Annotated in this window: 25 protein-coding genes; 9 read left to right on the top strand and 16 right to left on the bottom strand. The window is 66.7% G+C overall.

The features are described from left to right. The 3 genes from JMF82_RS18815 to JMF82_RS18805 all read right to left on the bottom strand — a co-directional run. Positions 1–301: biotin/lipoyl-containing protein (locus JMF82_RS18815; protein ID WP_201316065.1), on the bottom strand; the 301-nt coding region annotated here is incomplete at its 3' end. Between the two features lie 216 nt (positions 302–517). Then, positions 518–1351 (bottom strand): mechanosensitive ion channel domain-containing protein, encoded by an 834-nt coding sequence (locus tag JMF82_RS18810; RefSeq protein ID WP_201316064.1) that lies wholly within the window; start codon positions 1349–1351, stop codon positions 518–520. Positions 1352–1524: 173 nt separating this feature from the next. Then, on the bottom strand, positions 1525–2343 hold the full coding sequence (locus tag JMF82_RS18805) for a DUF2884 family protein (RefSeq protein WP_201316063.1): 819 nt from the start codon (positions 2341–2343) through the stop codon (positions 1525–1527). A 195-nt stretch (positions 2344–2538) separates the two neighbouring features. On the opposite strand from JMF82_RS18805, the gene JMF82_RS18800 reads away from it, so the two are divergent. Both JMF82_RS18800 and JMF82_RS18795 read left to right on the top strand, forming a co-directional pair. Next, positions 2539–4197: an FAD-binding dehydrogenase gene (locus tag JMF82_RS18800; protein ID WP_201316062.1), complete on the top strand. Its 1659-nt coding sequence runs from the start codon at positions 2539–2541 to the stop codon at positions 4195–4197. Beyond that, complete coding sequence (locus JMF82_RS18795) at positions 4194–5222, top strand: 2-dehydropantoate 2-reductase (RefSeq protein WP_201316061.1); 1029 nt, start codon at positions 4194–4196, stop codon at positions 5220–5222. Before JMF82_RS18800 ends, JMF82_RS18795 begins: the two co-directional genes overlap by 4 nt. A 612-nt stretch (positions 5223–5834) precedes the next feature. Here JMF82_RS18795 and JMF82_RS18790 read toward each other — a convergent pair. The 9 genes from JMF82_RS18790 to JMF82_RS18750 all read right to left on the bottom strand — a co-directional run bounded on the left by JMF82_RS18790 (position 5835) and on the right by JMF82_RS18750 (position 11523). After that, a complete protein-coding gene (locus JMF82_RS18790) occupies positions 5835–7055 on the bottom strand; it encodes a low temperature requirement protein A (RefSeq protein ID WP_201316060.1) in 1221 nt (406 codons plus the stop codon). Between the two features lie 97 nt (positions 7056–7152). After that, entirely contained in the window at positions 7153–7470 is a 318-nt protein-coding gene (locus JMF82_RS18785; RefSeq protein WP_201316059.1) for a DUF2845 domain-containing protein, read from the bottom strand. 113 nt (positions 7471–7583) lie between these two features. Further along, on the bottom strand, positions 7584–7859 hold the full coding sequence (locus JMF82_RS18780) for a DUF2845 domain-containing protein (protein WP_201316058.1): 276 nt from the start codon (positions 7857–7859) through the stop codon (positions 7584–7586). Positions 7860–7888: 29 nt separating this feature from the next. Continuing rightward, complete coding sequence (locus JMF82_RS18775; protein WP_201316057.1) at positions 7889–8461, bottom strand: DUF924 family protein; 573 nt, start codon at positions 8459–8461, stop codon at positions 7889–7891. 33 nt (positions 8462–8494) lie between these two features. Next, positions 8495–8935, bottom strand: a complete 441-nt coding sequence (locus JMF82_RS18770) for a DUF2383 domain-containing protein (protein WP_201316056.1) — start codon at positions 8933–8935, stop codon at positions 8495–8497. 105 nt (positions 8936–9040) lie between these two features. Continuing rightward, positions 9041–9790, bottom strand: a complete 750-nt coding sequence (locus JMF82_RS18765) for a DUF2884 family protein (RefSeq protein ID WP_201316055.1) — start codon at positions 9788–9790, stop codon at positions 9041–9043. Between the two features lie 62 nt (positions 9791–9852). Further along, on the bottom strand, positions 9853–10422 hold the full coding sequence (locus tag JMF82_RS18760; protein ID WP_201316054.1) for a hypothetical protein: 570 nt from the start codon (positions 10420–10422) through the stop codon (positions 9853–9855). After that, positions 10422–10964, bottom strand: a complete 543-nt coding sequence (locus tag JMF82_RS18755) for a peroxiredoxin (RefSeq protein ID WP_201316053.1) — start codon at positions 10962–10964, stop codon at positions 10422–10424. The genes JMF82_RS18760 and JMF82_RS18755 overlap by 1 nt, the downstream gene beginning before the upstream one ends. Positions 10965–11064: 100 nt before the next feature. Continuing rightward, on the bottom strand, positions 11065–11523 hold the full coding sequence (locus JMF82_RS18750; protein WP_201316052.1) for a hypothetical protein: 459 nt from the start codon (positions 11521–11523) through the stop codon (positions 11065–11067). A 196-nt stretch (positions 11524–11719) separates the two neighbouring features. On the opposite strand from JMF82_RS18750, the gene JMF82_RS18745 reads away from it, so the two are divergent. From JMF82_RS18745 to JMF82_RS18735, 3 genes are all read left to right on the top strand, one after another. Next, complete coding sequence (locus JMF82_RS18745; protein WP_201316051.1) at positions 11720–12064, top strand: glycine zipper 2TM domain-containing protein; 345 nt, start codon at positions 11720–11722, stop codon at positions 12062–12064. Between the two features lie 32 nt (positions 12065–12096). Next, positions 12097–12513 carry a universal stress protein gene (locus tag JMF82_RS18740; protein ID WP_201316050.1) on the top strand — a complete coding sequence of 139 codons (417 nt, stop codon included), beginning with the start codon at positions 12097–12099 and terminating at the stop codon, positions 12511–12513. 147 nt (positions 12514–12660) lie between these two features. After that, entirely contained in the window at positions 12661–13482 is an 822-nt protein-coding gene (locus JMF82_RS18735; protein ID WP_201316049.1) for a ferritin-like domain-containing protein, read from the top strand. Between the two features lie 472 nt (positions 13483–13954). On the opposite strand, the gene JMF82_RS18730 is transcribed toward JMF82_RS18735, so the two are convergent. The 3 genes from JMF82_RS18730 to JMF82_RS18720 all read right to left on the bottom strand — a co-directional run bounded on the left by JMF82_RS18730 (position 13955) and on the right by JMF82_RS18720 (position 16260). Continuing rightward, complete coding sequence (locus tag JMF82_RS18730; RefSeq protein ID WP_201316048.1) at positions 13955–14398, bottom strand: DUF6491 family protein; 444 nt, start codon at positions 14396–14398, stop codon at positions 13955–13957. A 60-nt stretch (positions 14399–14458) separates the two neighbouring features. Beyond that, on the bottom strand, positions 14459–15193 hold the full coding sequence (locus JMF82_RS18725) for a hypothetical protein (protein WP_201316047.1): 735 nt from the start codon (positions 15191–15193) through the stop codon (positions 14459–14461). Between the two features lie 179 nt (positions 15194–15372). Next, positions 15373–16260, bottom strand: a complete 888-nt coding sequence (locus JMF82_RS18720; protein ID WP_201316046.1) for a LytTR family DNA-binding domain-containing protein — start codon at positions 16258–16260, stop codon at positions 15373–15375. Between the two features lie 151 nt (positions 16261–16411). On the opposite strand from JMF82_RS18720, the gene JMF82_RS18715 reads away from it, so the two are divergent. Further along, a complete protein-coding gene (locus tag JMF82_RS18715) occupies positions 16412–17623 on the top strand; it encodes an acyltransferase family protein (RefSeq protein ID WP_201316045.1) in 1212 nt (403 codons plus the stop codon). A 22-nt stretch (positions 17624–17645) separates the two neighbouring features. Here JMF82_RS18715 and JMF82_RS18710 read toward each other — a convergent pair whose 3' ends face one another. Beyond that, positions 17646–17948 carry a DUF3247 family protein gene (locus JMF82_RS18710; RefSeq protein WP_201316044.1) on the bottom strand — a complete coding sequence of 101 codons (303 nt, stop codon included), beginning with the start codon at positions 17946–17948 and terminating at the stop codon, positions 17646–17648. Positions 17949–18098: 150 nt separating this feature from the next. Between JMF82_RS18710 and JMF82_RS18705 the strand changes: the two genes are divergently transcribed. The 3 genes from JMF82_RS18705 to JMF82_RS18695 all read left to right on the top strand — a co-directional run bounded on the left by JMF82_RS18705 (position 18099) and on the right by JMF82_RS18695 (position 21220). Next, positions 18099–19343, top strand: coding sequence for an MFS transporter (locus JMF82_RS18705; RefSeq protein WP_201316043.1), 1245 nt, complete (start codon positions 18099–18101; stop codon positions 19341–19343). Between the two features lie 265 nt (positions 19344–19608). After that, positions 19609–20811: a 5-demethoxyubiquinol-8 5-hydroxylase UbiM gene (ubiM, locus tag JMF82_RS18700; RefSeq protein WP_201316042.1), complete on the top strand. Its 1203-nt coding sequence runs from the start codon at positions 19609–19611 to the stop codon at positions 20809–20811. 76 nt (positions 20812–20887) lie between these two features. Next, entirely contained in the window at positions 20888–21220 is a 333-nt protein-coding gene (locus tag JMF82_RS18695) for a hypothetical protein (RefSeq protein ID WP_201316041.1), read from the top strand. The last annotated feature ends 324 nt before the right edge of the window (positions 21221–21544 follow it).

Here is a 21544-nt window from a genome sequence, read left to right as displayed (position 1 = left end):
GCGCTTCGGCCTTGGCCGGTGCGGCGGCAGGCGCCGGGGCCGGCGCCGGAGCGGCAGCCGCGCCTTCGGCCTCGATGATGGCGATGAGGGCGCCTTCGGACACCTCGTCACCCACCTTGAGCTTCACTTCCTTCACCGTGCCCGCGAACGGGGCCGGCACTTCCATCGTTGCCTTGTCCGACTCCAGCGTCACCAGGCCCTGTTCCTTGGCGACCTTGTCGCCCGGTTTCACCAGCACTTCGATCACCGGCACATTCTCGCTGCCGATATCGGGAACGCGTGCTTCTTTGAGGTCGGCCATGGTTTCTCCTACGGATGGCGATGGCGTGCCGTGCGGGGATGACGGCCGCGTAAGGCGTCAATCATAGCGAACGAGACCCGCTTCCGGACGCTTTTGGATCGTTACAAGACACCATTCGCATACGTATGCAGCACTTTGGTCGAAGGTTTCCAACGAACTGTCGCAGGCAACCCGGAAACCGCGCCCCACCAAGGGATCGCCGGGCATTCCACTTGGTCAGGTGGTCTGCTCCGGCGAGCGCCCCTGCATCAGGATGAAGTCGCGCTGCGGCGCCGCGAGGCTGATGCCGATGGCCTCGAAACGATCCTTCACCGCGCGCAGCAGGTCCGTCTGCGCGCCCCAGCCGTCGCCGCTGCTGGTGTACGCGCGCACCACCAGGCCCACGCCGCTGTCGGTGAGGCTTTCGGTCCATACGCCGGGCGCGGGGTCGCGCAGGATGCGCGGATCGGCGGCCAGCAGTTCGCCGATCACGTCCATCGCCTTGCCGATCTCGTCCTTGTAGCCGATGCGCAGCTTCACCTCGAAGCGGCGCGTGCCCAGGCGATTGAAGTTGATGATGGCGTCCGAACCGATCTTGGTGTTCGGCACCACCGCTTCGCGGTTGTCGGGCAGGACCAGCTGCGTGTGCATCAGGCTCAGGCTCTGCACCGTGCCCTCCACGCCACCGGCCTGGATGTAGTCACCCACGCGGAACGGGCGGAACACGATCAGCAAGACGCCCCAGGCGAGATTGCTGAGCGAGCCCTGCAAGGCCAGGCCGATGGCGAGGCCACCGGCGCCCAGCGCGGCCACCAGCGGGGCGGACGGCACGCCGGCCTGCTGCAGCACCATCACGATGAGCAGCGCGATCAACACGCCATACATGAGGTTGCGCAGGAAGCCGGTGAGCGTGGGGTCGACGTTGGCGCGATGCATGGCGCGTTGCGCGACGTTGGCCAGGCGCGCCGCGAGCCAGATGCCGACAAGCAGCATCAGCAGCGCAATGACGACATTGATGATCGTGTTGATGGTGCCTTCGGAAAGCGGCAAACGGGCCAGTAATGCGTGCATGGATAGCGGGTCTCTCGAGGGACAAACCCCGCGAGCCTAGCAGCACGCCGATCAAGGTTCCGTTGCCACGCGTGCCACGCGCGCACAAAAAAGCCGCGCCAGGGTGAGAGCGCGGCACAAGCGGGTCGTGCTGGGGAGCGTCGACCTTTCAGGATGCATGCACGGAGGTCGCCTCAGTCGGCGCGTGCATGATCGGCGGCTGTTACCAGCTTCTTGTTGTCCTTGTTGTCGTGCGTGACCAGCTGCAGCCGCGAACCGTCCTGCAGCCGGAACTTGAACTGCTGCTGCAACTGGTCGAGCGCGCCGAGCCTGGGGCACAGCGCGTCGGCGCGCCGGTCCAGTTCGTCGGCGCGCTTGTCGATCTCCTTGTCGATGGTCTTGTCCAGTGAATTGGCGCGCGCCTCCAGCGCGGCGACCTTGCTCTGGTCGCCGCTGAGCGCCGCCGTCACGGCCGCACCGGTCACCTTGCCGACCACATCGGCCACCGAGCTCTCGATGCCGCTCTGGATGGCCTCGTCCAGCGCGTGCTGCTTCCACACGCCCTTGCCCAGTCCGTTGTCGATGTCGGCCAGCGCCTGCTGGTGGCTGCGGTCGAGCTTGTCGACCATCTCGCGGCGATCGCCGTCGTTCTCGGCAAAGGTCAGCAGCACCGTGCGCATCGCGGCAAAACCGATGTTCACGCCCTCGCGCGCGATGCCGGCCACTTCCGGCATCAGTGCACGGACATCCTGTTCGTACTGGCGCAGCCGCGCGGCATCGTCGCCCGATACCGCCACGTCGCGGCCGTCCACGCGCAGATGGCCATCGTGCATGAAGATGTCGCGCGGATGGCCGTCCGTGCGGCTGAACTCGATGCCGCCAGGCAGCACGCTCACGTCGTAATCGGTGGAATAGCCGCAGTTGCCGTTGTGGACCTGGTAGCTCCTTGCCTCGGCCGTGCCGCCGAAGGCCACGCCGGCCGCCACCATGCAGGCCATCAAAGTCGTACGCATGCCAGTCGCCTCCCTGTGTCGCCCGGTGCCGCGGATGCCGCGGACTTCCTGGAACGATGCGCTTCGCCACCGTTTCGCAGCATGGGCCAGGTGTCATGCCGTGCCATCGGTCATGGCTATGACGCAGTGCGCCTAGGCAGGCCACGGAGAGGCACGCTAAGTTCACCCGGTGATCGCCATGAGGGGAGTCGTGGGATGCGCGAAGGGTGGGACGTGATCGTGGTGGGCGCCGGCCTGGCGGGCCTGGTCGCCGCCACGGAACTGGCCGATGCCGGCAAGCGTGTGCTGGTGCTTGAACAGGAGCCGGAACCGAGCCTGGGGGGACAGGCGTTCTGGTCGTTCGGTGGATTGTTCTTCGTCGATTCGCCGGAACAACGGCGCATGGGCGTGCGTGATTCGCACGCGCTGGCGCTGTCCGACTGGATGGGCACCGCCGCGTTCGACCGGCCGGAAGACCACTGGCCGCGCCGCTGGGCGGAAGCCTATGTCGACTTCGCCGCGGGCGAGAAGCGCCGCTGGCTGCACGCGATGGGCATGCGCTGGTTTCCCGTGGTCGGCTGGGCCGAACGCGGCGGACACGGCGCGGTCGGCCATGGCAATTCGGTGCCGCGTTTCCACGTGACCTGGGGTACCGGCCCCGGCGTGATCGAGCCGTTCGTGCGCCGCGCCCGCGAAGCGCAAGCCAGGGGCGCTTTGCAGTTTGGTTTCCGCCATCGCGTCGACGAACTCATCGTCGACGGCGGTGCGGTGGTCGGCGTGCGCGGCAGCCTGCTGGCTCACGACGAGGTCGAGCGTGGCAAGCCCAGCTCGCGCGAGGTGGTGCAGGCGTTCGAGAAGCGCGCCCAGGCCGTGATCGTCTCTTCCGGCGGCATCGGCGGCAATCACGAACTGGTGCGCAGGAACTGGCCGGAGCGGCTTGGCACGCCACCGGCACACCTGCTGTGCGGCGTGCCTGCGCACGTGGACGGCCGCATGCTCGGCATCGCCGAGGATGCCGGCGCCAGGCTGATCAATCGCGATCGCATGTGGCACTACGTGGAAGGCATCGAGAACTGGAACCCCATCTGGCCGATGCATGCGATCCGCATCCTGCCGGGCCCGTCGTCATTGTGGTTCGACGCCACCGGCAAGCGCCTGCCCGGCCCGCTGTGGCCCGGCTACGACACGCTGGGCACGCTCGATCACCTGCGCCGCACCGGCCACGACTACAGCTGGTTCATCCTCGACCAGCAGATCATCCGCCGCGAGTTCGCACTGTCGGGCTCCGAGCAGAATCCCGACCTCACCGGCAAGAGCTGGCGCCAGGTGGCCAGGCGCGCCGTGGGCAAGGGCGCGCCCGCGCCGGTGGAGGCGTTCAAGCAGCGCGGCAAGGACTTCATCGTGCGCGATACGCTGGAGGAATTGGTCGCCGGCATGAACGCGCTGGCGGGCAACACGTTGCTCGACATCGCGCATCTGCGCCGCGAGATCGAGGCGCGCGACCTGCAGTTCGACAATCCCTACGCGAAGGACGCGCAGGTGATGGCCATCCACAACGCGCGCCGTTATCGCGGCGACAAGCTGGTGCGCGTGGCGAAGCCGCACCGCATCCTCGATCCCGCCAACGGCCCGCTGATCGCCGTGCGGCTCAACATCCTCACGCGCAAGACGCTGGGTGGCCTGGAAACCGATCTCTCGGGCCGCGTACTGGGACACGACGGCCAACCGCTGCCCGGCCTGTACGCCGCGGGCGAAGCGGCGGGGTTCGGCGGTGGCGGCTTGCATGGCTACCGCGCGCTCGAAGGCAGCTTCCTTGGCGGCTGCCTGTTCTCCGGCCGCGTGGCCGGTCGCGCCGCGGCCGCTGCCATCGCATGAGTGTGCATGCCTTGCCGCGCATCGCCGTCTATGGCGCGGGCAGCGTGGGCGGTTACCTGGGCGCGCGCCTGCATGAGCATGCGCGCATCACCTTCGTGGGACGCCGCCGCGTCACCGACGCCTGGCGCCTGCACGGATTGGACTGGACCGACCTTGAAGGCCATGAGGGACACGTGGCCGGCCGCGCACTGGACGTGCAGACCGATCCGTTCGCCGCCGCCAAGGCGCATCTCGTGCTGGTGACGGTGAAATCCGGCGCCACCGAGACCGTCGCACGCGAGCTTGCCGGCGTGCTGGCGCCCGGCGTTCCGGTGATCAGCTTCCAGAATGGCCTGCACAACACCGGGATCCTGCGCGCCGCCCTGCCTGGCCATCCGGTGCTCGCGGGCATGGTGCCGTTCAATGTGCTGCAGGGCCAGCCCGGCAGCTTCCACCAGGGATCGGGCGGCGAACTGATGGTGGCGTCGCATGCCTCGCTGGCGCCGTTCGTACCGCTGTTCGCCGCGGCCGGCCTGCCGCTCGCCGTGCGTGAGGACATGCCGGCCGTACAGGCCGCGAAGCTGCTGCTCAACCTCAACAACGCGATCAACGCGCTGTCCTCGCTGCCCTTGCGGGACGAGCTGTCGCAACGCCACTGGCGTCGCTGCCTGGCGCTCGCCCAACGCGAGGCCCTGGCCGTGTTCAAGGCGGCGCGTGTGCAATCCGCTCGCTTGACGCCGCTGCCGGCGCATTGGCTGCCACGCATCCTCGACCTGCCAGATGCATGGTTCCAGCGCGTGGCTTCGCGCATGCTGACGATCGATCCCATCGCGCGGTCATCCATGTGGGAAGACCTGCAACGCCACCGCCCGACGGAGGTGGATGCAATCAACGGCGAGATCGTTCGGCTGGCGCATGCCCATGGCCTCACCGCGCCTGTCAACGCAAGGCTGGTGGAGCTGGTCCACCAGGCCGAGCGCGAGCCGCGTGAATGGCACGGCGATGAACTGCTGCAGGACCTGCAAGAGCACCATGCTCCTCTGTAGGAGCGCACCCAGTGCGCGTCTGCGGGCTGGCATGGTTGCCTCGATCCGCGGTGGTCGCGACGACGCAAGGGCAAGGTGCGTTGCAACGTGGCGGTCGCGCACTGGGTGCGCTCCTACAAAGGTAGGAAGGAACTTCGCGAGCACCCACCCCTCACCCCAGCCCTCTCCTCGCTCCTCAAAGCCGCGGCCATCCATGGCCGCTCCCCGCGTGCCCCGGAGGGGAGAGGGGGAAGTGCGTGGCACCCCATGGGCTTCATCACGGCTCAGCGAGGTGGCTTTAAGTCCTCTTCGCGTCGGCGCGTGGCGGTGTAGCCGCGTCGTTCGAGGTAGTAACAAGCGCATCACGGCTGGCCTCGGTCGTCCGATGCTCCTATCTCCCGTACTGCTATGAGCCTTGGCTCTCAAGGCCATTTTCTTTGGGTTACTTTTCTTTTGGGCCAGCAAAAGAAAGTGACTCGAGCGCCGGCAGGGGATCGAAACGCCCGCCGCGTAGGCGGCACTCTGGCGGAAGCGGAGCTACCGAAGGCAACACCAGTCCCAAAAAACAACCATGCAGACCGGCGCGAAAGGCTGTCGCGCACAGGGTGCGCTCCTACAGGGTAGCGGAGCGCTTCAACCGTGCTCGCTGCCATACAACTCGCGGCGCAGGGCGCGCAGCGACAGCGTCTCCCAGGCAGCGACGACCAGCAGCACCAGCGTCGTTGCGCCAGCCAGCGCCAGCACCGTCAACATCGTGGCCGGCCAGCACAACAGCAGCAACAGGCCCAGGCCCACCAGGTGCGAGAACGGCAGGTTGGTGTTGTTGACGGTCTGCTTGAACAGCGCGTTGCCCAGCAGGTAGAGCGCCGGCCCGCCCAACAGCACGGCCGCCTGCGCACCGGTCGCCAGCGCATGCGGATGACCGAGGCTCAATTCGTCGCCGACGGCGCTGACCACGATGCCGGCCACGATCAACAAATGCAGATAGGTGTAACCCAGCCGCGCCGTACGACCGGGATCGGCCGACTCACGGATGGAGCGGCTGCCCCGCTCCACCGCCAGATCGAAATAGATCCACCACATCGCCACGCAACCCACGAAGGCAATGCTGAAGGCGAGCCACGCATCGGGGCCACGGGCGCTGTCGGCAAAGCTGCTTCCCGTCACCACCACCGATTCGCCCAGCGCGATGATCACGAACAGGCTGCAGCGCTCGGCGAGATGGCCGCCTTCCACGTCCCATTCCATCGTGCTGGAGCGGCCAAGGCCTGGTACGTAGAAGTACAGCGCGGGCCCCAGGTATTCGATGGAAAGCGCCACGAGCCAGCAGGCGAAGCGCGTCTCGCCGGCGGAGAATCCGCCCACGATCCACAGCACGCCGGACACCGCCAGCCAGCTGGTGATGCGATGGAAGTTGCGCCGGGCCGCGAACGGCGCGTGGCGCAGCGCCCACACCATGAACAGCGAACGCCCCACCTGCATGAAGGCGTAGGCACAGGCGAACACCACGCCGCGCCCGTCGAAGGCCTGTGGCAATGCCGTGGACAGCAGCAGGCCGGCGAACATCAGCACGAGCAGCAGCAGGCGCACCGCGAGCCGCTCGGGGTCCAGCCAGTTGGTGATCCAACCGGTGAAGATCCACACCCACCACACGGCGAGGAACAGCAGCAGCACGCGCAGCGCGCCGGCCAGGGTCAGGTCGTGCAGCAAGGTGTGCGAGAGCTGGGTCACCGCGTAGACGAACACCAGGTCGAAGAACAGCTCGATGTTGGTGACCTTGCCATGCACGCCCGCATGGCGTGCACGCAACAGGCTGGGCGCGTTCGCCCCTTCGGCATGTGGCACTTCTGGCATGGCGCGACCTCCCTGGAATCGCACCTGTTATCGCATGAGCGGCAGCGAGCCGAAACCCTCGACGGGTAGCGATCCATCACGCGGAAGGGTGATGCGATCAGCGCCCGCCATCGCGGATGGCGCTGACCCGGCCATCCACCACCACGATGGTGACGACGCGGTTGCCCTGGCGGTACTGCCACTGCTCGCCCGCGGGCTCCGCGCTGCGACTGCCGCGCGCCCTGCGGCCACTGCCGGCGCGGCGACCCGACGCCCCCTTGCCGTGCGACTTGTACGAGGGCTTGCCCAGCAGTTCGACCGCGCGGGTCGCGCTGTCACCCACCACCAGCACCTGGCTGCCCACCCGCAACGTGCCGCTGCCCGCCTGGGCGGTGAAGGCCACCGCCAGGCATATCCAACCGATGTATCCGCGCATGACGCTTCCCTGTCCGTGACCCGCGCCCTCGCGCGGCGGGATCACACTAACGGCAGGTCATGCCATGGCGGCAGGCACCGCCCGCCGCGCGCGGCTGTAGGCAGCCTGCCCGCTCAGCGCGTGCGATCCTCGATGTCGGACACCTTGCCGTTGATGACGGTGACGGTGACGATGCGGCCGCCATCGCGCTGGTACTGCCAACGCTCGCCCTGGTGGCCGCCGTATTCGCTTTCCACCGGCTCCTTGAAGTCCGGCGTGCCCAGCAATTGCATCGCCCGTACGGCACTGTCGCCGACGGTAAGCACTTCACTGCCGATGCGATACGTGCTGCCGGCATGCGCCGCCAGGCTCAACGACAACAACAGGGTGGCCAAGAGACTGCGACGCATATCGAACTCCTTGTCGAAAACGTGGGTTGTCAGAAACCGGAACCCGGGCGAGCCAGGTAGGCCTGCTCGGCGTCGGTACTCGGCCTGCCCAGCACGGCATTGCGGTGGGGAAACCGGCCGAAGCGCTCGATGACATCGTGGTGGCGTCGCGCATAATCAAGGAAGTTCTCGAACTGTGCACGCTGCCCTGCGGAAAGCGGCTCCACCAGGCGCTCGAACAGCTGCACGCAATGGCGCTGCAGCGAGAGGTCCTCGGCATGTTCGAGCGGCAGATAGGCGAACAGGCGCCGCAAGGGTGCAAGCCGCTGGTCGTCGCCCCGCGCGACGCCCGCCAGCGCCAGCGCCTGTGCCTTCGCATCATGGCTCCAGGCCCGCGCATCGTCGCGGTAGATGTTCCGGCTGAACTGGTCCAGCACGATCAGCAGGGCTAGCCAGCCTTCCGGCGTGGCCTCCCATCCGTCCAGTTCGCCGCGTACGGCCGCATCCAGCGCGGCACCGAAGCGCTCACGCACATGCGCGTCGAACGCGTCGTCGCGATCGAACCAATGCACTTCGGCGGCGGGATCGAACCAGAACTCCAGCACGTCTTCCGGCGTTGGCATGCCTGTGGCCCCTGTTTGGAAATGATGTCGTCGTCAGGCGTGGTTGGTGCCCGCCAGGCAATGCATGTCGCGATGGATGCTGTGCAGGCGCGACAGCTGCACGCCGAGCGCATGGGCGGATTCGCGCGAGGCATGCGCCATCTGCTGCTCGAAGCGGTGCAGCAGCGCGCACTCGTTGCGTGCCAGCGAGCGGACCCACGCCGAGTCACGGTTGGACGACATGCCCGCGGTCCATTCGGCCAAGGTGCTGCGGATGGCCCCGGCGAGCGTGCCGTGCCGGGCCGGCGCCTGCCCGCTGGCATGGGCCTGCACCTGCAGATCATGGATCAGCAGGTCCAGCGTGTGCAGGTTCTCCGCCAACAGGGCCTGCAGGCCCGGCTCGCGCACCTGCGCCAGCGCGCGGCGATACAGATCCCGATCGTCGATGCCGCGACGGATCAGGGCGTTGTAGCGCGGTACTCGATCGTGCGACACGAGGCCGCCTCCTGGAAAACTGCCGATTACGAGCCGATCCTCGTCCTTCCGCGCTTAGCAGAAGGTTAATCCCGGGTAGGCGTGGCGTCGCGCTCAGCGGGCGTTCTACTGCCCGACCTGCAACAGGTTGAGCGGCTGTCCGCCGCTGCCGCGGATGTCCTGCTGCAATTCCGCGAGCCGCTGTATCGAGGGACAAAGCGCCTGGATCTGCGGTGAGAGCGCCTGCATGCGCTGTTCGAGGCGCGGACGCAGTTGCGTGGTGAGGTCAGCCGCGGTGTCACGCAGATTGGCCGCCGCCTGCAGGTCGCCTGTCATCGCCGCATTCATCGCCTGCTGTCCCAGGTCGTTGGCGATCAACGGCATCAGGTCAGCCGCCACCTGGTTCGCATAGGTGTCGGCCAGGTTGCCCTGCCAGTCGTGCGTGCTGTTGCTGGCGGCCAGGCGCTGCTTGAGTTCCGCGGCGCGCGCGGCCACGCGGCGATCGAGTTCCGCTCGCGTATCGGGGCTCAACGACAGGCGCGCGCCTTCGCCATGCATGGCAGACACCAGCAGATCCACGCCCTTCGCCGCCACGCCCTTCACCCGCGGCTCCAGGGCGCGCAACTCGCGCTCGAACAGCGCGAGCCGGTCCTGTTCATCCGGTCGCAGGGCGACGGCAGCGCCGTCGGTGCGCAGGTGGCCGTCGCGCAGTTCGACCTGGCGTGGCGCTGGCTGCGGGCGATCGAACAGCAGATGATCGGGTGCCACCGTCAGGTCGTAGCTGCTGGTGGCGTGGCAGGTCGTGGCCAGGTCCTGCGCATGGGCAGGCAAGCCGGCGAAGGACACGGTGAAGGCGAAAAGCAGACGGCGGTACATGGAATGCCACGGCAGCGAGTGTTGCCGCAGCGATAACCGGTAAGAAGGCAACCGCGGCTGAATCACCGCGCCGGCCGCGGCCGGCGCAGCTCGCGAAAGCCCGCCTTCACCGCGGGCCGGCCGAGCCACCAGGCCAGCCACAGCAGAACCGGCACAGCGACCGCCTTGGCCGCCATGGCGATCACGAACGAGCGGCGCACATGGTCCAACGCCTGCAGCGACGCCGGATCCAACGGCGCCTGCGCATTGGTCATCGCAATGCCCTGGCTGAATTCGCGCCACTGCGAGAGCAGCATCAGCCCGCCCGCCACGCCCCACCCCAGGGCCAGCAGGACCGATACCGCCTGCAGGGCCTGGCGCGACCACGCCTGGCGAAGAATCGCCCCCGCGCAGACCACCACCACGCCAAACGCAACGACAAAATATCCCACGTCCCAGGCCAGGATCTTGCGGAGCTGGGATGCATCGCCGGCGTTGCCAGGCGGCAGCTGCCTGAGCACGCCCCACACCTGTTCGCCATGCACCGCGTACTGCAGGCAACCATAGGCCGCGAGCAGCAGCATCAGCCAGGCCACGATGCGCCACAGCGCAAAGCCCTCCGCGCGTCCGGCGCCCCGCATCTTGAGGAACATCAGGACGAGGCCTTCAACGAAGCAAGATCAGCCAGCACCTGGGCCGAGTTCTTCTCCGGATCCACATCCTGGTACACCTTGGCCACCTTGCCCTGCGGGTCGATCAGGAAGGTGGTGCGGCGGGCGTACTTGAAGCCCACCTTGGACGCGAGCACGCCGTAGGCCCGCGCCGTGCTGCCGTCGGCGTCGGAAAGCAGCGGGAACGGCACGTGGTACTTGGCGGCGAAATCCGCATGCGACTTCACATCGTCCAGGCTCACCCCAAGCACGTCGGCACCGGCCTTGCGCAGCTTCGCGATGTCATCGCGGAAGGTGCAGACCTCGGTGGTGCAGCCGGGCGTGAAGTCCTTCGGATAGAAGTACAGCACCACCCAGTGCCCCTGGTGATCGGCAGGCGTATGCCACTTGCCGTTCTGGTCCTGCAGGCGGAACGCCGGCGCCGGCTGGCCTGCCTGCGGCAGGGCGGACGCCTCGTCGGCCTGCACGGGGACCATGAGGCCCAGCAGCAGGACCAGCAACAACAGCAGCGAAAGACGTCGCATGGCGACACTCCGGGATCGTGAAAAACCGGTGCAGTGTACGCGTTACGCCGGCAAAACAAAGGGCGCCTCGCGGCGCCCCTTGCCCTTGCCCTTCAAGACATCAGCGGCGCGTGATGCTGAAGGCGCCGACCGAAACGCCGAGGTTCACGCCCTCGCCGCTGCCGTGCAGCGCCAGCGACGTCGTGCCCTTGCTCAGCACCTGGGCCTCGCCGCTCTTGACCACGCCCGCCTCGGCGCTGGCCTGCGCATAGTCGCCGAACACGTCGTCGATGCTGCGCACATGGGTGATGTCACCCTTGCCGTTGTCGATGCGGTACTTGCCGGCGGTAAGGCCGCCGCCATTGACCGTGATCTTCACGTTGGCGCGCTGGCCGTTGCTGCACACGACCGTACCGCTGCCTTCCGCATGCTTGTAGATGATCGACCAACCCGAAAGGGTGAAGCTCAGGTCGCACTTGACCTCGGCCTCGGCAGCCCGCGCGGTCGTGACCGGAAGTGCCGTCGACACGCCGGCACAAGCCAGCACCAAAGCTGCCATTACGAACGTACGCTTCATCATCGTGTTCTCCTTGGCTCATGGAACTTGGCTAAGTCCGATTGCCATTGTCGACAGTGTGGCTGAACGAAACGGCATGCGAACCGAAGGCCATTCATCCTCCGCTGCCTTCGTGAATATGGCGTGGAAACCGCGCTTGATGCTCCACTAACAATCCGCCGAGCACACTGCAAAGCATGGACACAGCGAGGGCGCGGCCATGAAAAACAGGATCTCCGTTCTTTTCATCGCGGCATGGGCGCTGGCCGGCAGCGCGCCGGTCCTGGCGCAGTCGTCCACCTCGACCACGCCCAGGAAAACCCACACCGTGTGCGAGGACGTGGTCGTGCAAAACCAGCCGAGCGACAAGCACCAGATCGCCGGCATGGCGATCGGCGGCGTAGCGGGTGGCCTGCTGGGCAACCAGGTCGGTGGCGGCAAGGGAAAGACGATCGCGACCGTGGCGGGCGCGGCCGGCGGCGCGTACGCTGGCAAGAAGATCCAGGAGAACCAGCAGTCGAAGAACACCCACGTCGAGCGCCGCTGCCGTGAGGTATCCAACTGACGGGTTCGCCAGTCCAGGCCAAAGGGGTACGCATGCTCAAGTATTCGCTGGTGGGCTATGACGGCTCCGCTTCGTCGCAGCGGGCCGTCCGTTTCGCCACCGACCTGGCCCGCGCCAGCGGCGGCCGGGTTCGCGTCGTCTCCGTGCTGCAGATGACCGAGGGCAGCGCCGATACCTGCGCGCTGATGATGACCGACACGGGCGCGAGCAAATGCTCGCGATTGCTTGCCGAAGTGAAGGAACTGGTTCCCGACTCCGCGTCGCTCATCGACGCCGAAGTCGTGCGCGGCAGCCCCGGCGACGTGCTGCTCGAGCAGGTGCGTCGCCATGGCATCGACCACATCGTGATCGGGCATACCGAACGCGGCGCCCTTGCCCGCTGGCTCCTTGGCTCGGTATCCGGCGACGTGCTGCAGCGCTCGCAGGTGCCGGTGACCGTCGTACGCTGAAAGCCCGCATGCGCTTGCGTCGCCGCCTCCGGGTCGGCGCGCGTTAATCCCGCGCCGCCTTGCCGTCGTATGCTGTTGTCACATAATCGTCATGCCGGCCGGCACCGCGCCCCGCGGCGACCGCCCAAACCGCACAGGAATGCCCGCGTGAGCTACACCATTTCGTTGCCCTGGACGCTCGAAAGCCTGGATTTCAGCCGTATCGAAATCCAGCGGATACGCCAGAACGAGGACCTGTTCTTCCTGCTGTGCAGCGCCTCCTTCGTGGAAAGCGGGTCGGATCTGTACACGCACAACCTGGTCGAGCACTTCGCCGGGGACGAGGAATTGCAGACATGGCTGAGCCAGCACTGGGAGCATGAGGAGCTGCAGCACGGCCGCGCACTGGCCGCCTACGTGAAGGCCGTCTGGCCGGAATTCGACTGGGATCGCGGCTTCGCCTCGTTCTGGAACGAGTACGGCGCGATGTGCACCAACGAGCAGCTCGAAAGCAGCCGGGGGCTGGAACTTGCCGCGCGCTGCGTGGTGGAAACCGGCACGGCCAGCCTGTACCGCGCGCTCAACGACATCACCGACGAGCCGGTGCTCAAGCAACTCACCAACCACATCAAGAGCGACGAAGTGCGGCATTTCAAGCACTTCTACCAGCACTACCGCCTATACCGGGAGCGCGAAGGCTTCGGCCGCTACAAGGTGTTCCGCGCCATTCTCCGTCGCGTCAACGAGATCAAGAGCGAGGACGGCGACGTCGCGCTGCGCCACGTGTTCAACCAGTGTTATCCGCAGCACAAGGACAACGAAGCGGAGTTCCGCCGCGTGACCGGGCGGGCGCAGGCGTTGTTGCGGCGGAATATTCCGGCCGAGATGACGGTGAAGATGTTGCTGAAGCCGCTGGATCTGCCGGCGCGGTTGCAGAGTGCGATGGAGAGGCCGCTGGCGAAAATCGCGGAGAAGTTGTTCCTGCATTGAGCGCAGCCCTGTCGGCGCCCCCTTTTTTTGTAGGAGCGCACCCTGTGCGCGACATCCTTTCGCGCCTGTCTACACGTCTATTGCTCTTGTGAAAAGCGGGCTATGCCTTCGGTAGCCCCGCTTCCGCCAGGTTGCCGCTTACGCAGCGGGCGTTTCGACGTCCTGCCGGCCGCCGAGTCACTTTCTTTTGCTGGCCCAAAAGAAAAGTAACCCAAAGAAAATGGCCTTCAGAGCCAAGGCTCATGGCAGTACGAGAGATAGAAGCGTTGGCCGACTGAGGCCAACCGGACAGGCTCATTACTACCTCGAACGGCGTGGCTACACCGCAACGCGTCGTGGCGAAGAGGACTTAAAGCCACTTCGTTGTTCGCTTCGGTCCATCACTTCTCCCTCTCCCCCTCCGGGGGAGAGGGCTGGGGTGGGGGGGCAATCTTGCGACTCGCTCGCACAACCTGCCGCCCCTTTGCCACCATCACTTCGCCGGCCGTTGCATCTCCTCCACTTCGCGCGGCTTGCCTTGCTGCGGCTCGTGGAGTTTGGCTACATCCACGGGTCGGATCTGCTTGATGAAGCAGGGTGCGTCCGCCCCGCCGGTGATCACCCGGTCGAAGCGCGCGGACACTTCGCTGACGCTTGAGGTCAGGCCGATGTGGTTGGTGAACTGCAGGTTGTGGCATTTGCCGTCCAGGTCCAGCAGCCAGGCTTCGTTGGCGCGCGTGTAGACGGCCAACTGGTCGTCGCTCAGCGGTTCCCACGACCACAGGGTGAAGTAGTGGAAGCTCTGCACGGGCGTGCCCGCCGCGGCGGCGTATGCCTGCTGGCGGGCGTTGAGGCGCGCGGTGTACTCCTGGCCCACGCGCGCGCAGGCGCCCAGCAGCAAGGCGGCGCCGAGGATCAAGAAGGGTTTGACGGCCATGGCGGCGTACTCTTGAGGGGATGCATTTCAAAACGCGCGAACGCGGTGCGCGTGGACGCATTACTTCTTCTTTGCTGCCTTGGATACCGGCTGCCATTTGTCCGGGTCGAAGCCGCCCACTTCGTATACCAGGGTGACCTTCTTCTCGCCGTCCTGCATGGTCACGTCCATGGTGATCTTCCTGGCCTTCTCCATCTGCGCGATGAAGCCCTTGTCGTCCTTGAACAGCATGGCCGGCTCGCCGGTGGTGGGTGCGAAGGCGCTGATGCTGCCCGGCTTGCCGTCGAAGGTGGCCTTGATCGAGCACACGCCCTTGCACACGAAACCGTGACGGCCACCGGTGTTGTAGAGGAAGACGTTCTGGCCCCAGTCGGTGTGGCGACGCAGGATCAGGTTCACGCGGTCATCCGGAGACGACTGGCTGTTGGCGATGGTGGCGGTGGACTGGGTGCCGCCCTGCATCGGCGACACCTGGTAGAGCCACAGGCCAGCCAGGCGGCTCTTCTCGCTGTTTTCCTTATAGCGTTTCTCGATCTCGGGCAGGCTCTGCTGCACTTCCTTGGCCGCGTCGCTGTTCGGATAGCGGCTGACGATCTCCTTGCCCATCGTCACGGCCATTTCGTCGTTGTGGATGCGCACCAACTGGCGATAGGTGTCGAGCTTCTGCGCGGAATCGTCGGCCGGCGCCTGCGCCTGCTGCGATGCCGGTGCCTGGTCGCCCGACGGGGAGCATGCGGCCAGGGCGAGCGCCATGCAGAGGGAGGTGCCGACTAGGCCGGGACGAAGCAGGTTCATGGGCAGGCATCCGGTGTAGGGAAGGCGTTTAGAGTGGAACGGCGGGACGGGCGAACGCAACTAGTGGCTTCATCACCGTAGCAGCGCACCCCGTGCGCGACCGCGGTGCATCGGGCTCAACCATGAGGGACAGCTGCAGGCTGTTCGCGCACTGGGTGCGCTCCTACAAGGGGTTCGTGTCATGCGCCGACGGGCGCATCTCCAAAGCGCTCCCGCAGTTGCGCGCGGTAGCGGCGGCTGCAGGGAATGCTGGCGCCGTCACGCATGGCGAGGCGGGCGTCGCCGGTCTCCAGCGGCTCGATTTCCGCCAGGTGGTCGAGATTGATCAGGTAGCTGCGGTGCACCCGCAGGAAACGGGCGGGATCCAGCCTCTCCTCGATGCCCGCCATGGTGGCGCGCAGGGGGTAGTCGCGCCCGCGCACGTGCAGGTTCACGTAGTTGCCCGAGGCCTGCAGCCATTCGATGTCGCGCGCGGCCACCAGGAACTCCTTGCCGAGCTTGCGCACCAGGAAACGCTCTGGGCGATCCACCGGTTCCACCGGCGGGCCTTCGTCGGGTTCGGCCAGCAGGCTGGCTTCGCCCTGCAGGCGGCGCACGAAGAAACCGTAGAAGGAAATCAGCGACACGAACATCAGGTAGGTGCGGAAGTCCTTCAGGTATTCATAGAACAGCTCCACCGGCACGTTGCCGAACTGGTAATGGCTGCCCATGGCCCGGTAGGCGAGCATGCGCAGGCCGACCATGGCGCCGACATGGACAAGGCAGAACGGCACGGTCAGCAGCGCATGCGCCTTGAGGCTCTGCCGCCAGGTATCGAAGCGCAGCGGCCAGCGCCGGGTCGCCCACACCACGAAAGGGACCAGCGCCAGGATCACCAGGCTGCTGCTCGCCTCCCAGATCCAGGGTTCCAGGCTCGCGGTGCCGCTGCGGTGATAGACATGATCGAACCAGGACACCAGTCCGTTGAAGACGGTGTTGCCGGTGAGCATGACAACCCAGAAGCCGACCTCGAACGGCCGGCGCCAGCGTTGGAACCCCTGATAATCCAAACTCGTCCGTGTCGTCATGGCCCGGATTCTACGTGGACGCGGCGTTGGCGCGGCATGTTCGTCCCTGCCTGCCGGCCATTCGTCCCCACAGCCCTGCAATCAATCACTTGGCGGCGGACACCGGCATCGTCGGCGGACAGCATGGCGCAACCCTTCATCGGAGCGCCCCATGAACCGCCGCCACGACATCGACGCCCTGCGCGTGCTCGCCTTCGGCCTGCTGATCCTCTATCACCTGGGCATGCTCTACGTGAACGACTGGGGCTTCCACCTCAAGAGCCACTATCTCGCCGGGTGGCTGCAATACCCGATGCTGTTCATGAACCGCTGGCGGATGGACCTGCTGTTCCTCATCTCCGGGCTCGCCGTCCATTTCCTGCGCGGGCGCCGTGCCCTGCCGGTGGTGGCCTGGAGGCGCACCGTGCGGCTGCTGGTTCCGCTGTTGTTCGGCATGGCCGTGGTGGTCCCGATCCAGCCGTACGTGCAGGGCGTGGACAACGGGCTGGTCGCGCCGGGCTTCGGCGCGTTCCTGCTGCGCTACTGGACGGGTGGCCCATGGCCTGCGGGCGCCTTCGACGGCTGGCAGTTCGGCGTCACCTGGAACCACCTGTGGTACCTGCCCTACGTGTGGGTCTACACACTGGTGCTGCTGGCGCTGGTTCCCTGGCTGGAATCGCCGCTCGGACAACGCGCCGTCGCCGCCTGCCGGCATGCGCGCGGTGCGACCCTGCTGTTGCTGCCCGCCGTTCCGCTGATGGTCTACTCGGCCCTGCTCGGCAACCGCTTCCCGCAAAACCATGCGCTGCTCAACGACTGGCATGCGCATGCGCAGTACGGCACGGTGTTCTTCTATGGCTATGTGCTGGGCACGCGCGGCGCGCTGTGGGATGAACTGGCGCGGCTGCGTCGCGCTTCGCTCGCCACGGCGCTGCTGTGCTTCGCCGGCTTCCTCTGCCTCGACCGGTACATGGATGTGTCGCCGCTGGCCTCCGCCGCCATGGCGACGGTGCACATGGTGCTGCGCGTGCTGAACTATCTCTACGCCTGGACCGCCATTGCCGCCGTGCTGGGCTGGGGGCATCGGTATCTCAACCGCCCGTTCCGCTGGCTGCCCTATGCACGCGAGGCGGTGTTCCCGTGGTACGTGTTGCACCAGAGCATCATGCTGGCGGCTGCGTACTGGTTGATTCCGCTGCGCCTGGGCGGTGTGCTGGAACCGCTGCTGGTGCTTGCGTGCACGGTGGCCGGCTGCGCACTGCTGCACGAATTCGCCATACGCCGTTCGCGCTGGCTACGCCCCTTGTTCGGACTCGATGCGAAGCCCCATGAAGGGCCGGCCGGAACCATCCATGCACCGGATGGACAGGCACAGCGCGCGTGACACCCATCGGGCAGCGGGATCGTCAGCTCTCGCTGCCCATGGTGGAGTCCAGATGCTCCACGCGACGGATGTCGCCCAACCACACGTAGCAGCTCCAGTCGGGCACGTCGGGGCGCTCAAGCCGGACCACGCCATTGATGCCTTCGTTCTCCTCGCCATCGCGGAACAACTGCACATTGGGGCGTTCGCATACGACGCCGTCGTAAGCGCTGCCGTCCTTGAGCAACAAGACCACGTGTCCATTGGTCGGCAATTCCTGCACCAGCGACTCCAGCCGGCGGATATGGACGGGATCGGTATAGACGCGTTCGGCAAACCGGCCCATGGGGCACCTCGCGACTTGTTTCGGCGTGTTTCACGCTAGGGGTGGGCTCGCCAAGATCAGGTCAAGGCCCGGGGAGATCGGCGTGAAAGCGCTGAACCTTGCCCGTACGCTGCAGCCATCGATAATGCGTCGGATTCCCCAGGAACTCCGATGTCGCCTTCCACCACGCCGCCCGCAGCGGACGCCCTGCGTACGCATCCCGCCTTTGTTCAGTTCTGGTTCGCGCGCATCTGTTCCGGCTTCGGCTTCCAGATGCTGTCCGTCGCGGTGGGCTGGCAGGTCTATGCCATCACCGGCCGCGCGCTCGACCTGGGCCTGATCGGTCTCGTGCAGTTCATTCCTTCCGTGTTGCTGGCGCTGCCGGCGGGACACGTCGCGGACCAGTTCGAGCGCCGCCGCATCGTGCTGCTGGGGCAGATCGTCGACATGCTGGCGATCGCCGTGCTCGCGGCCATCAGCTTCATGCACTTCGCCCACGAGGTCGCGATACTCGCGCTGGTATTCGTGATCGGCGTGGCCAAGGCGTTCGAGTTTCCGGCGATGCAGTCGATGCTGCCCGCGCTGGTTCCGACGAGCGTGCTTCCGCGCGCCATGGCCGCCAGCGCGTCGGCGGGCCAGGCCGCCATGATCATGGGCCCGGCGATCGGCGGCCTGCTCTACGTCGCGGGCCCCGGCGTGGTCTACGCCGTGTGTGCCCTGCTGTATCTCGTCGCGGTGCTGTTGATGGCACACCTGCGCTACGAGCAGGCCCAGCCCAAGCGCGAACCGGCCACGCTGAAGACAGTGTTCGCCGGCGTGCATTTCATCCGCGCACGGCCCGATGTGCTCGGCGTGATTTCACTGGACCTGTTCGCCGTGCTGCTGGGCGGCGCTACCGCCCTGCTGCCGATCTTCGCCAAGGATGTGCTGCATACCGGGCCGTGGGGCCTGGGCCTGCTGCGCGCCGCGCCCGCGGTGGGCGCCCTGCTGATGTCGCTGTGGCTGGCGCGGCACAACATGGAGCGGCGCGTGGGCCCGATCATGTTCGCGTCGGTGGCCGGCTTTGGCCTGGCGACGCTGGTTTTCGCCGTCTCCACCGCGTTGTGGTTGTCGCTGGTGGCGTTGTTCGCGCTGGGCGCCTTCGACATGGTGAGCATGGTGATCCGCGGCGCGCTCGTGCAGCTGGACACGCCCGACGACATGCGCGGGCGCGTCAGCGCCGTCAACGCCATCTTCATCAACACATCCAACCAGCTCGGCGAGTTCGAGTCGGGCATCCTCGCCGCATGGGTAGGCGCGGTGAACGCCACCGTGATCGGCGGCATCGGCACCCTCGTGGTGGTGGCGCTGTGGATGGCCATGTTCCCCACGCTGCGCCGACGCCAGCGCTTGCATGCGGAACCTTCCGCCGGCTGAGTGACACGCGCGGCGTGACGGCCGTGCTCACGACCACGATGCCGAAGGATCGTCATGCCGGCATTCGTCGTGTGCCCTTGGCCATCGTGGCTCGCCGACCATTCGACGGCGTCGTCAAGCCGTACGCGGGAGCCCTCGTGCACGATGCCATGGCGTTGCACACTGCGTCGCGATGGCTCTCCCGCTTGACGGATGTCATGGCTCGTCCCAGGGGACTTCCTAGCATGTGCAGGCTCACCGCACCTGCACGGATGGTCTTCTCCGCATGAATGTCGATATCGTGGTGGTTGGCGCCGGACCTGCCGGCCTGTGCTTTGCACGCGCGCTGGCCGATACCGGGCTCAGCATCGTGGTGATCGAGCGCCAGCCGCTCGACGCGCTGCGTGAGCCCGCCTTTGACGGGCGCGAAATCGCGCTCACCCAACGCTCCGTGCGCATCCTGCGCAAGCTGGGCCTGTGGGACCGGCTCGGTGCATCGGATATCTCCCCGCTGCGCACCGCCCGCGTGCTCAACGGCCAGTCCCTGCAAGGGCTCAGCGTGCTGCCCACCGGCACAGGCGATGGGGAGCTGGGCTTCCTGGTCCCCAACGACCGTATCCGCCGGGCCGCCTATGCCTGCGTGGAACACGAGCCGCGCATCACCCTCGTGACCGATACGGCCGTCGGCGCCATGTCGCTGCCCGACGGCCTGCCGCACCTGCAGCTGGCGGATGGCACCAGCGTCACAGCCCGCCTGGTGGTCGCGGCCGACAGCCGCTTCTCATCGTTGCGTCGCGATGCAGGCATCTCGGTCGACATGCACGACTTCGGCAAGACCATGCTGGTGTGTCGCATGGCTCTGGAGAAACCCCACGACGGCGAGGCGCTGGAGTGGTTCGACCACGGCCAGACCATGGCGCTGCTGCCGCTGCACGACGGCGAGGCGTCGGTGGTGCTCACCTTGCCGGGCCACACCATGAAATCCGTGATGGCGCTCGACGACGCACAGTTCAACCAGGACATGCGCAGGCGATTCGACGGCCGCTTCGGCGCCATGAACCTGACCAGTACCCGCCACGCCTATCCGCTGGTGGCCACGTATGCGCACCGCTTCATCGCGCCGCGCCTGGCCCTGATCGGCGACGCCGCGGTGGGCATGCACCCGGTCACCGCGCACGGCTTCAATCTCGGCCTGCTCAGCGTGGATACGCTGGCCGGGCAGATCCGGCGCGCGCATGCCGCCGGCCAGGACTTCGCCTCGCCCCGCGTGCTCCAGCGTTACGAGCGCACCCACCGCGTGGCGACCCTGCCCCTGTATTTCGCCACGCAGGCCATCGTGAAGCTCTATACGGACGATCGGCTGCCCGCGCGCGTGGCCCGCACCGCCCTGCTGCGCGCAGCGCAAGCCACGCCGCCTTTCCGCCGCACGCTGGCACGCATGCTCGAGGCCCAGGGGCGCGGCGAACGCGTGCCGCCCACGTCGGGATGAATAAATCGCCTCGTCATTTACGCGTCACTCACGCGAGCGCTGGCAACGTTGCCCTTCATTCTGCGAGGAGCACGCCATGGGCCGACCCTACGACATCGAAAACACCGTCAATGGCGTCCGCGAACGGGTGGGCGAGCGCATCCGACACTATGCGGGCGAAGCCGCCGACCGTGCGGACGACCTGATGGAGCGCGGGCGCGACGCGCGTCGCCGCTTCGGGCGCAACCATAATGCGTACGCTCGCCGCATCGGCCATGCCGCGGAAGACTTCGCTGACGAGGCCAACTACCAGTACCGGCGCCTGCGCCGGCACGTATCACGGCACCCGGTCGCGACCACGGCGATCGTCGCCGGCACGGTTGGCGCGTTTTTCCTGTTGAGGCATTTGTTCCGCAGCAATGACGACTGACGTGTTTCGTTCCCGTCGACTTAAAAAACCCGCCGCCCGGCGGGTTTTTTGTGACTTCGACCACGCCGGGAGTGCTCGCCGGGAATGAGATGGGCCTGCTCGTCAGAGCATGCTTCGAACGGGGTTAGTCGCAAGATTGACCCCTCACCCCAGCCCTCTCCTCGCTCCTCAAAGCCGCGGCCATCCATGGCCGCTCCCCGCGTGCCCCGGAGGGGAGAGGGGGAAAGGCGCGACACTCCATAAGGTTCTTCACGACTCAGCGAAGTGGCTTTAAGTTCTCTTCGCTACAGAACATGCTTCGAACGGGGTTATCGCAAGATTGAC

Origin of the sequence: Dyella sp. EPa41 (assembly GCF_016586165.1) — a bacterium.
GTDB lineage: Bacteria > Pseudomonadota > Gammaproteobacteria > Xanthomonadales > Rhodanobacteraceae > Dyella.
The sequence above is the reverse complement of the archived record's forward strand: the minus strand, read 5'-3'. Positions and strand labels throughout refer to the sequence as shown.

Bases quoted from the DNA above. Each gene is read 5' to 3' on its own strand.
- JMF82_RS18785 (WP_201316059.1), bottom strand. From the start codon at position 7,470: ATGCGCGGATACATCGGTTGGATATGCCTGGCGGTGGCCTTCACCGCC.
- JMF82_RS18695 (WP_201316041.1), top strand. From the start codon at position 20,888: ATGGGCCGACCCTACGACATCGAAAACACCGTCAATGGCGTCCGCGAA.
- JMF82_RS18730 (WP_201316048.1), bottom strand. From the start codon at position 14,398: ATGGCCGTCAAACCCTTCTTGATCCTCGGCGCCGCCTTGCTGCTGGGC.
- JMF82_RS18765 (WP_201316055.1), bottom strand. From the start codon at position 9,790: ATGTACCGCCGTCTGCTTTTCGCCTTCACCGTGTCCTTCGCCGGCTTG.
- JMF82_RS18720 (WP_201316046.1), bottom strand. From the start codon at position 16,260: ATGACGACACGGACGAGTTTGGATTATCAGGGGTTCCAACGCTGGCGC.
- JMF82_RS18795 (WP_201316061.1), top strand. From the start codon at position 4,194: ATGAGTGTGCATGCCTTGCCGCGCATCGCCGTCTATGGCGCGGGCAGC.
- JMF82_RS18790 (WP_201316060.1), bottom strand. From the start codon at position 7,055: ATGCCAGAAGTGCCACATGCCGAAGGGGCGAACGCGCCCAGCCTGTTG.
- JMF82_RS18780 (WP_201316058.1), bottom strand. From the start codon at position 7,859: ATGCGTCGCAGTCTCTTGGCCACCCTGTTGTTGTCGTTGAGCCTGGCG.
- JMF82_RS18710 (WP_201316044.1), bottom strand. From the start codon at position 17,948: ATGGGCCGGTTTGCCGAACGCGTCTATACCGATCCCGTCCATATCCGC.
- ubiM (WP_201316042.1), top strand. From the start codon at position 19,609: ATGAATGTCGATATCGTGGTGGTTGGCGCCGGACCTGCCGGCCTGTGC.
- JMF82_RS18775 (WP_201316057.1), bottom strand. From the start codon at position 8,461: ATGCCAACGCCGGAAGACGTGCTGGAGTTCTGGTTCGATCCCGCCGCC.
- JMF82_RS18755 (WP_201316053.1), bottom strand. From the start codon at position 10,964: ATGCGACGTCTTTCGCTGCTGTTGTTGCTGGTCCTGCTGCTGGGCCTC.
- JMF82_RS18760 (WP_201316054.1), bottom strand. From the start codon at position 10,422: ATGTTCCTCAAGATGCGGGGCGCCGGACGCGCGGAGGGCTTTGCGCTG.
- JMF82_RS18800 (WP_201316062.1), top strand. From the start codon at position 2,539: ATGCGCGAAGGGTGGGACGTGATCGTGGTGGGCGCCGGCCTGGCGGGC.
- JMF82_RS18810 (WP_201316064.1), bottom strand. From the start codon at position 1,351: ATGCACGCATTACTGGCCCGTTTGCCGCTTTCCGAAGGCACCATCAAC.
- JMF82_RS18745 (WP_201316051.1), top strand. From the start codon at position 11,720: ATGAAAAACAGGATCTCCGTTCTTTTCATCGCGGCATGGGCGCTGGCC.
- JMF82_RS18725 (WP_201316047.1), bottom strand. From the start codon at position 15,193: ATGAACCTGCTTCGTCCCGGCCTAGTCGGCACCTCCCTCTGCATGGCG.
- JMF82_RS18705 (WP_201316043.1), top strand. From the start codon at position 18,099: ATGTCGCCTTCCACCACGCCGCCCGCAGCGGACGCCCTGCGTACGCAT.
- JMF82_RS18750 (WP_201316052.1), bottom strand. From the start codon at position 11,523: ATGATGAAGCGTACGTTCGTAATGGCAGCTTTGGTGCTGGCTTGTGCC.
- JMF82_RS18740 (WP_201316050.1), top strand. From the start codon at position 12,097: ATGCTCAAGTATTCGCTGGTGGGCTATGACGGCTCCGCTTCGTCGCAG.
- JMF82_RS18805 (WP_201316063.1), bottom strand. From the start codon at position 2,343: ATGCGTACGACTTTGATGGCCTGCATGGTGGCGGCCGGCGTGGCCTTC.
- JMF82_RS18715 (WP_201316045.1), top strand. From the start codon at position 16,412: ATGAACCGCCGCCACGACATCGACGCCCTGCGCGTGCTCGCCTTCGGC.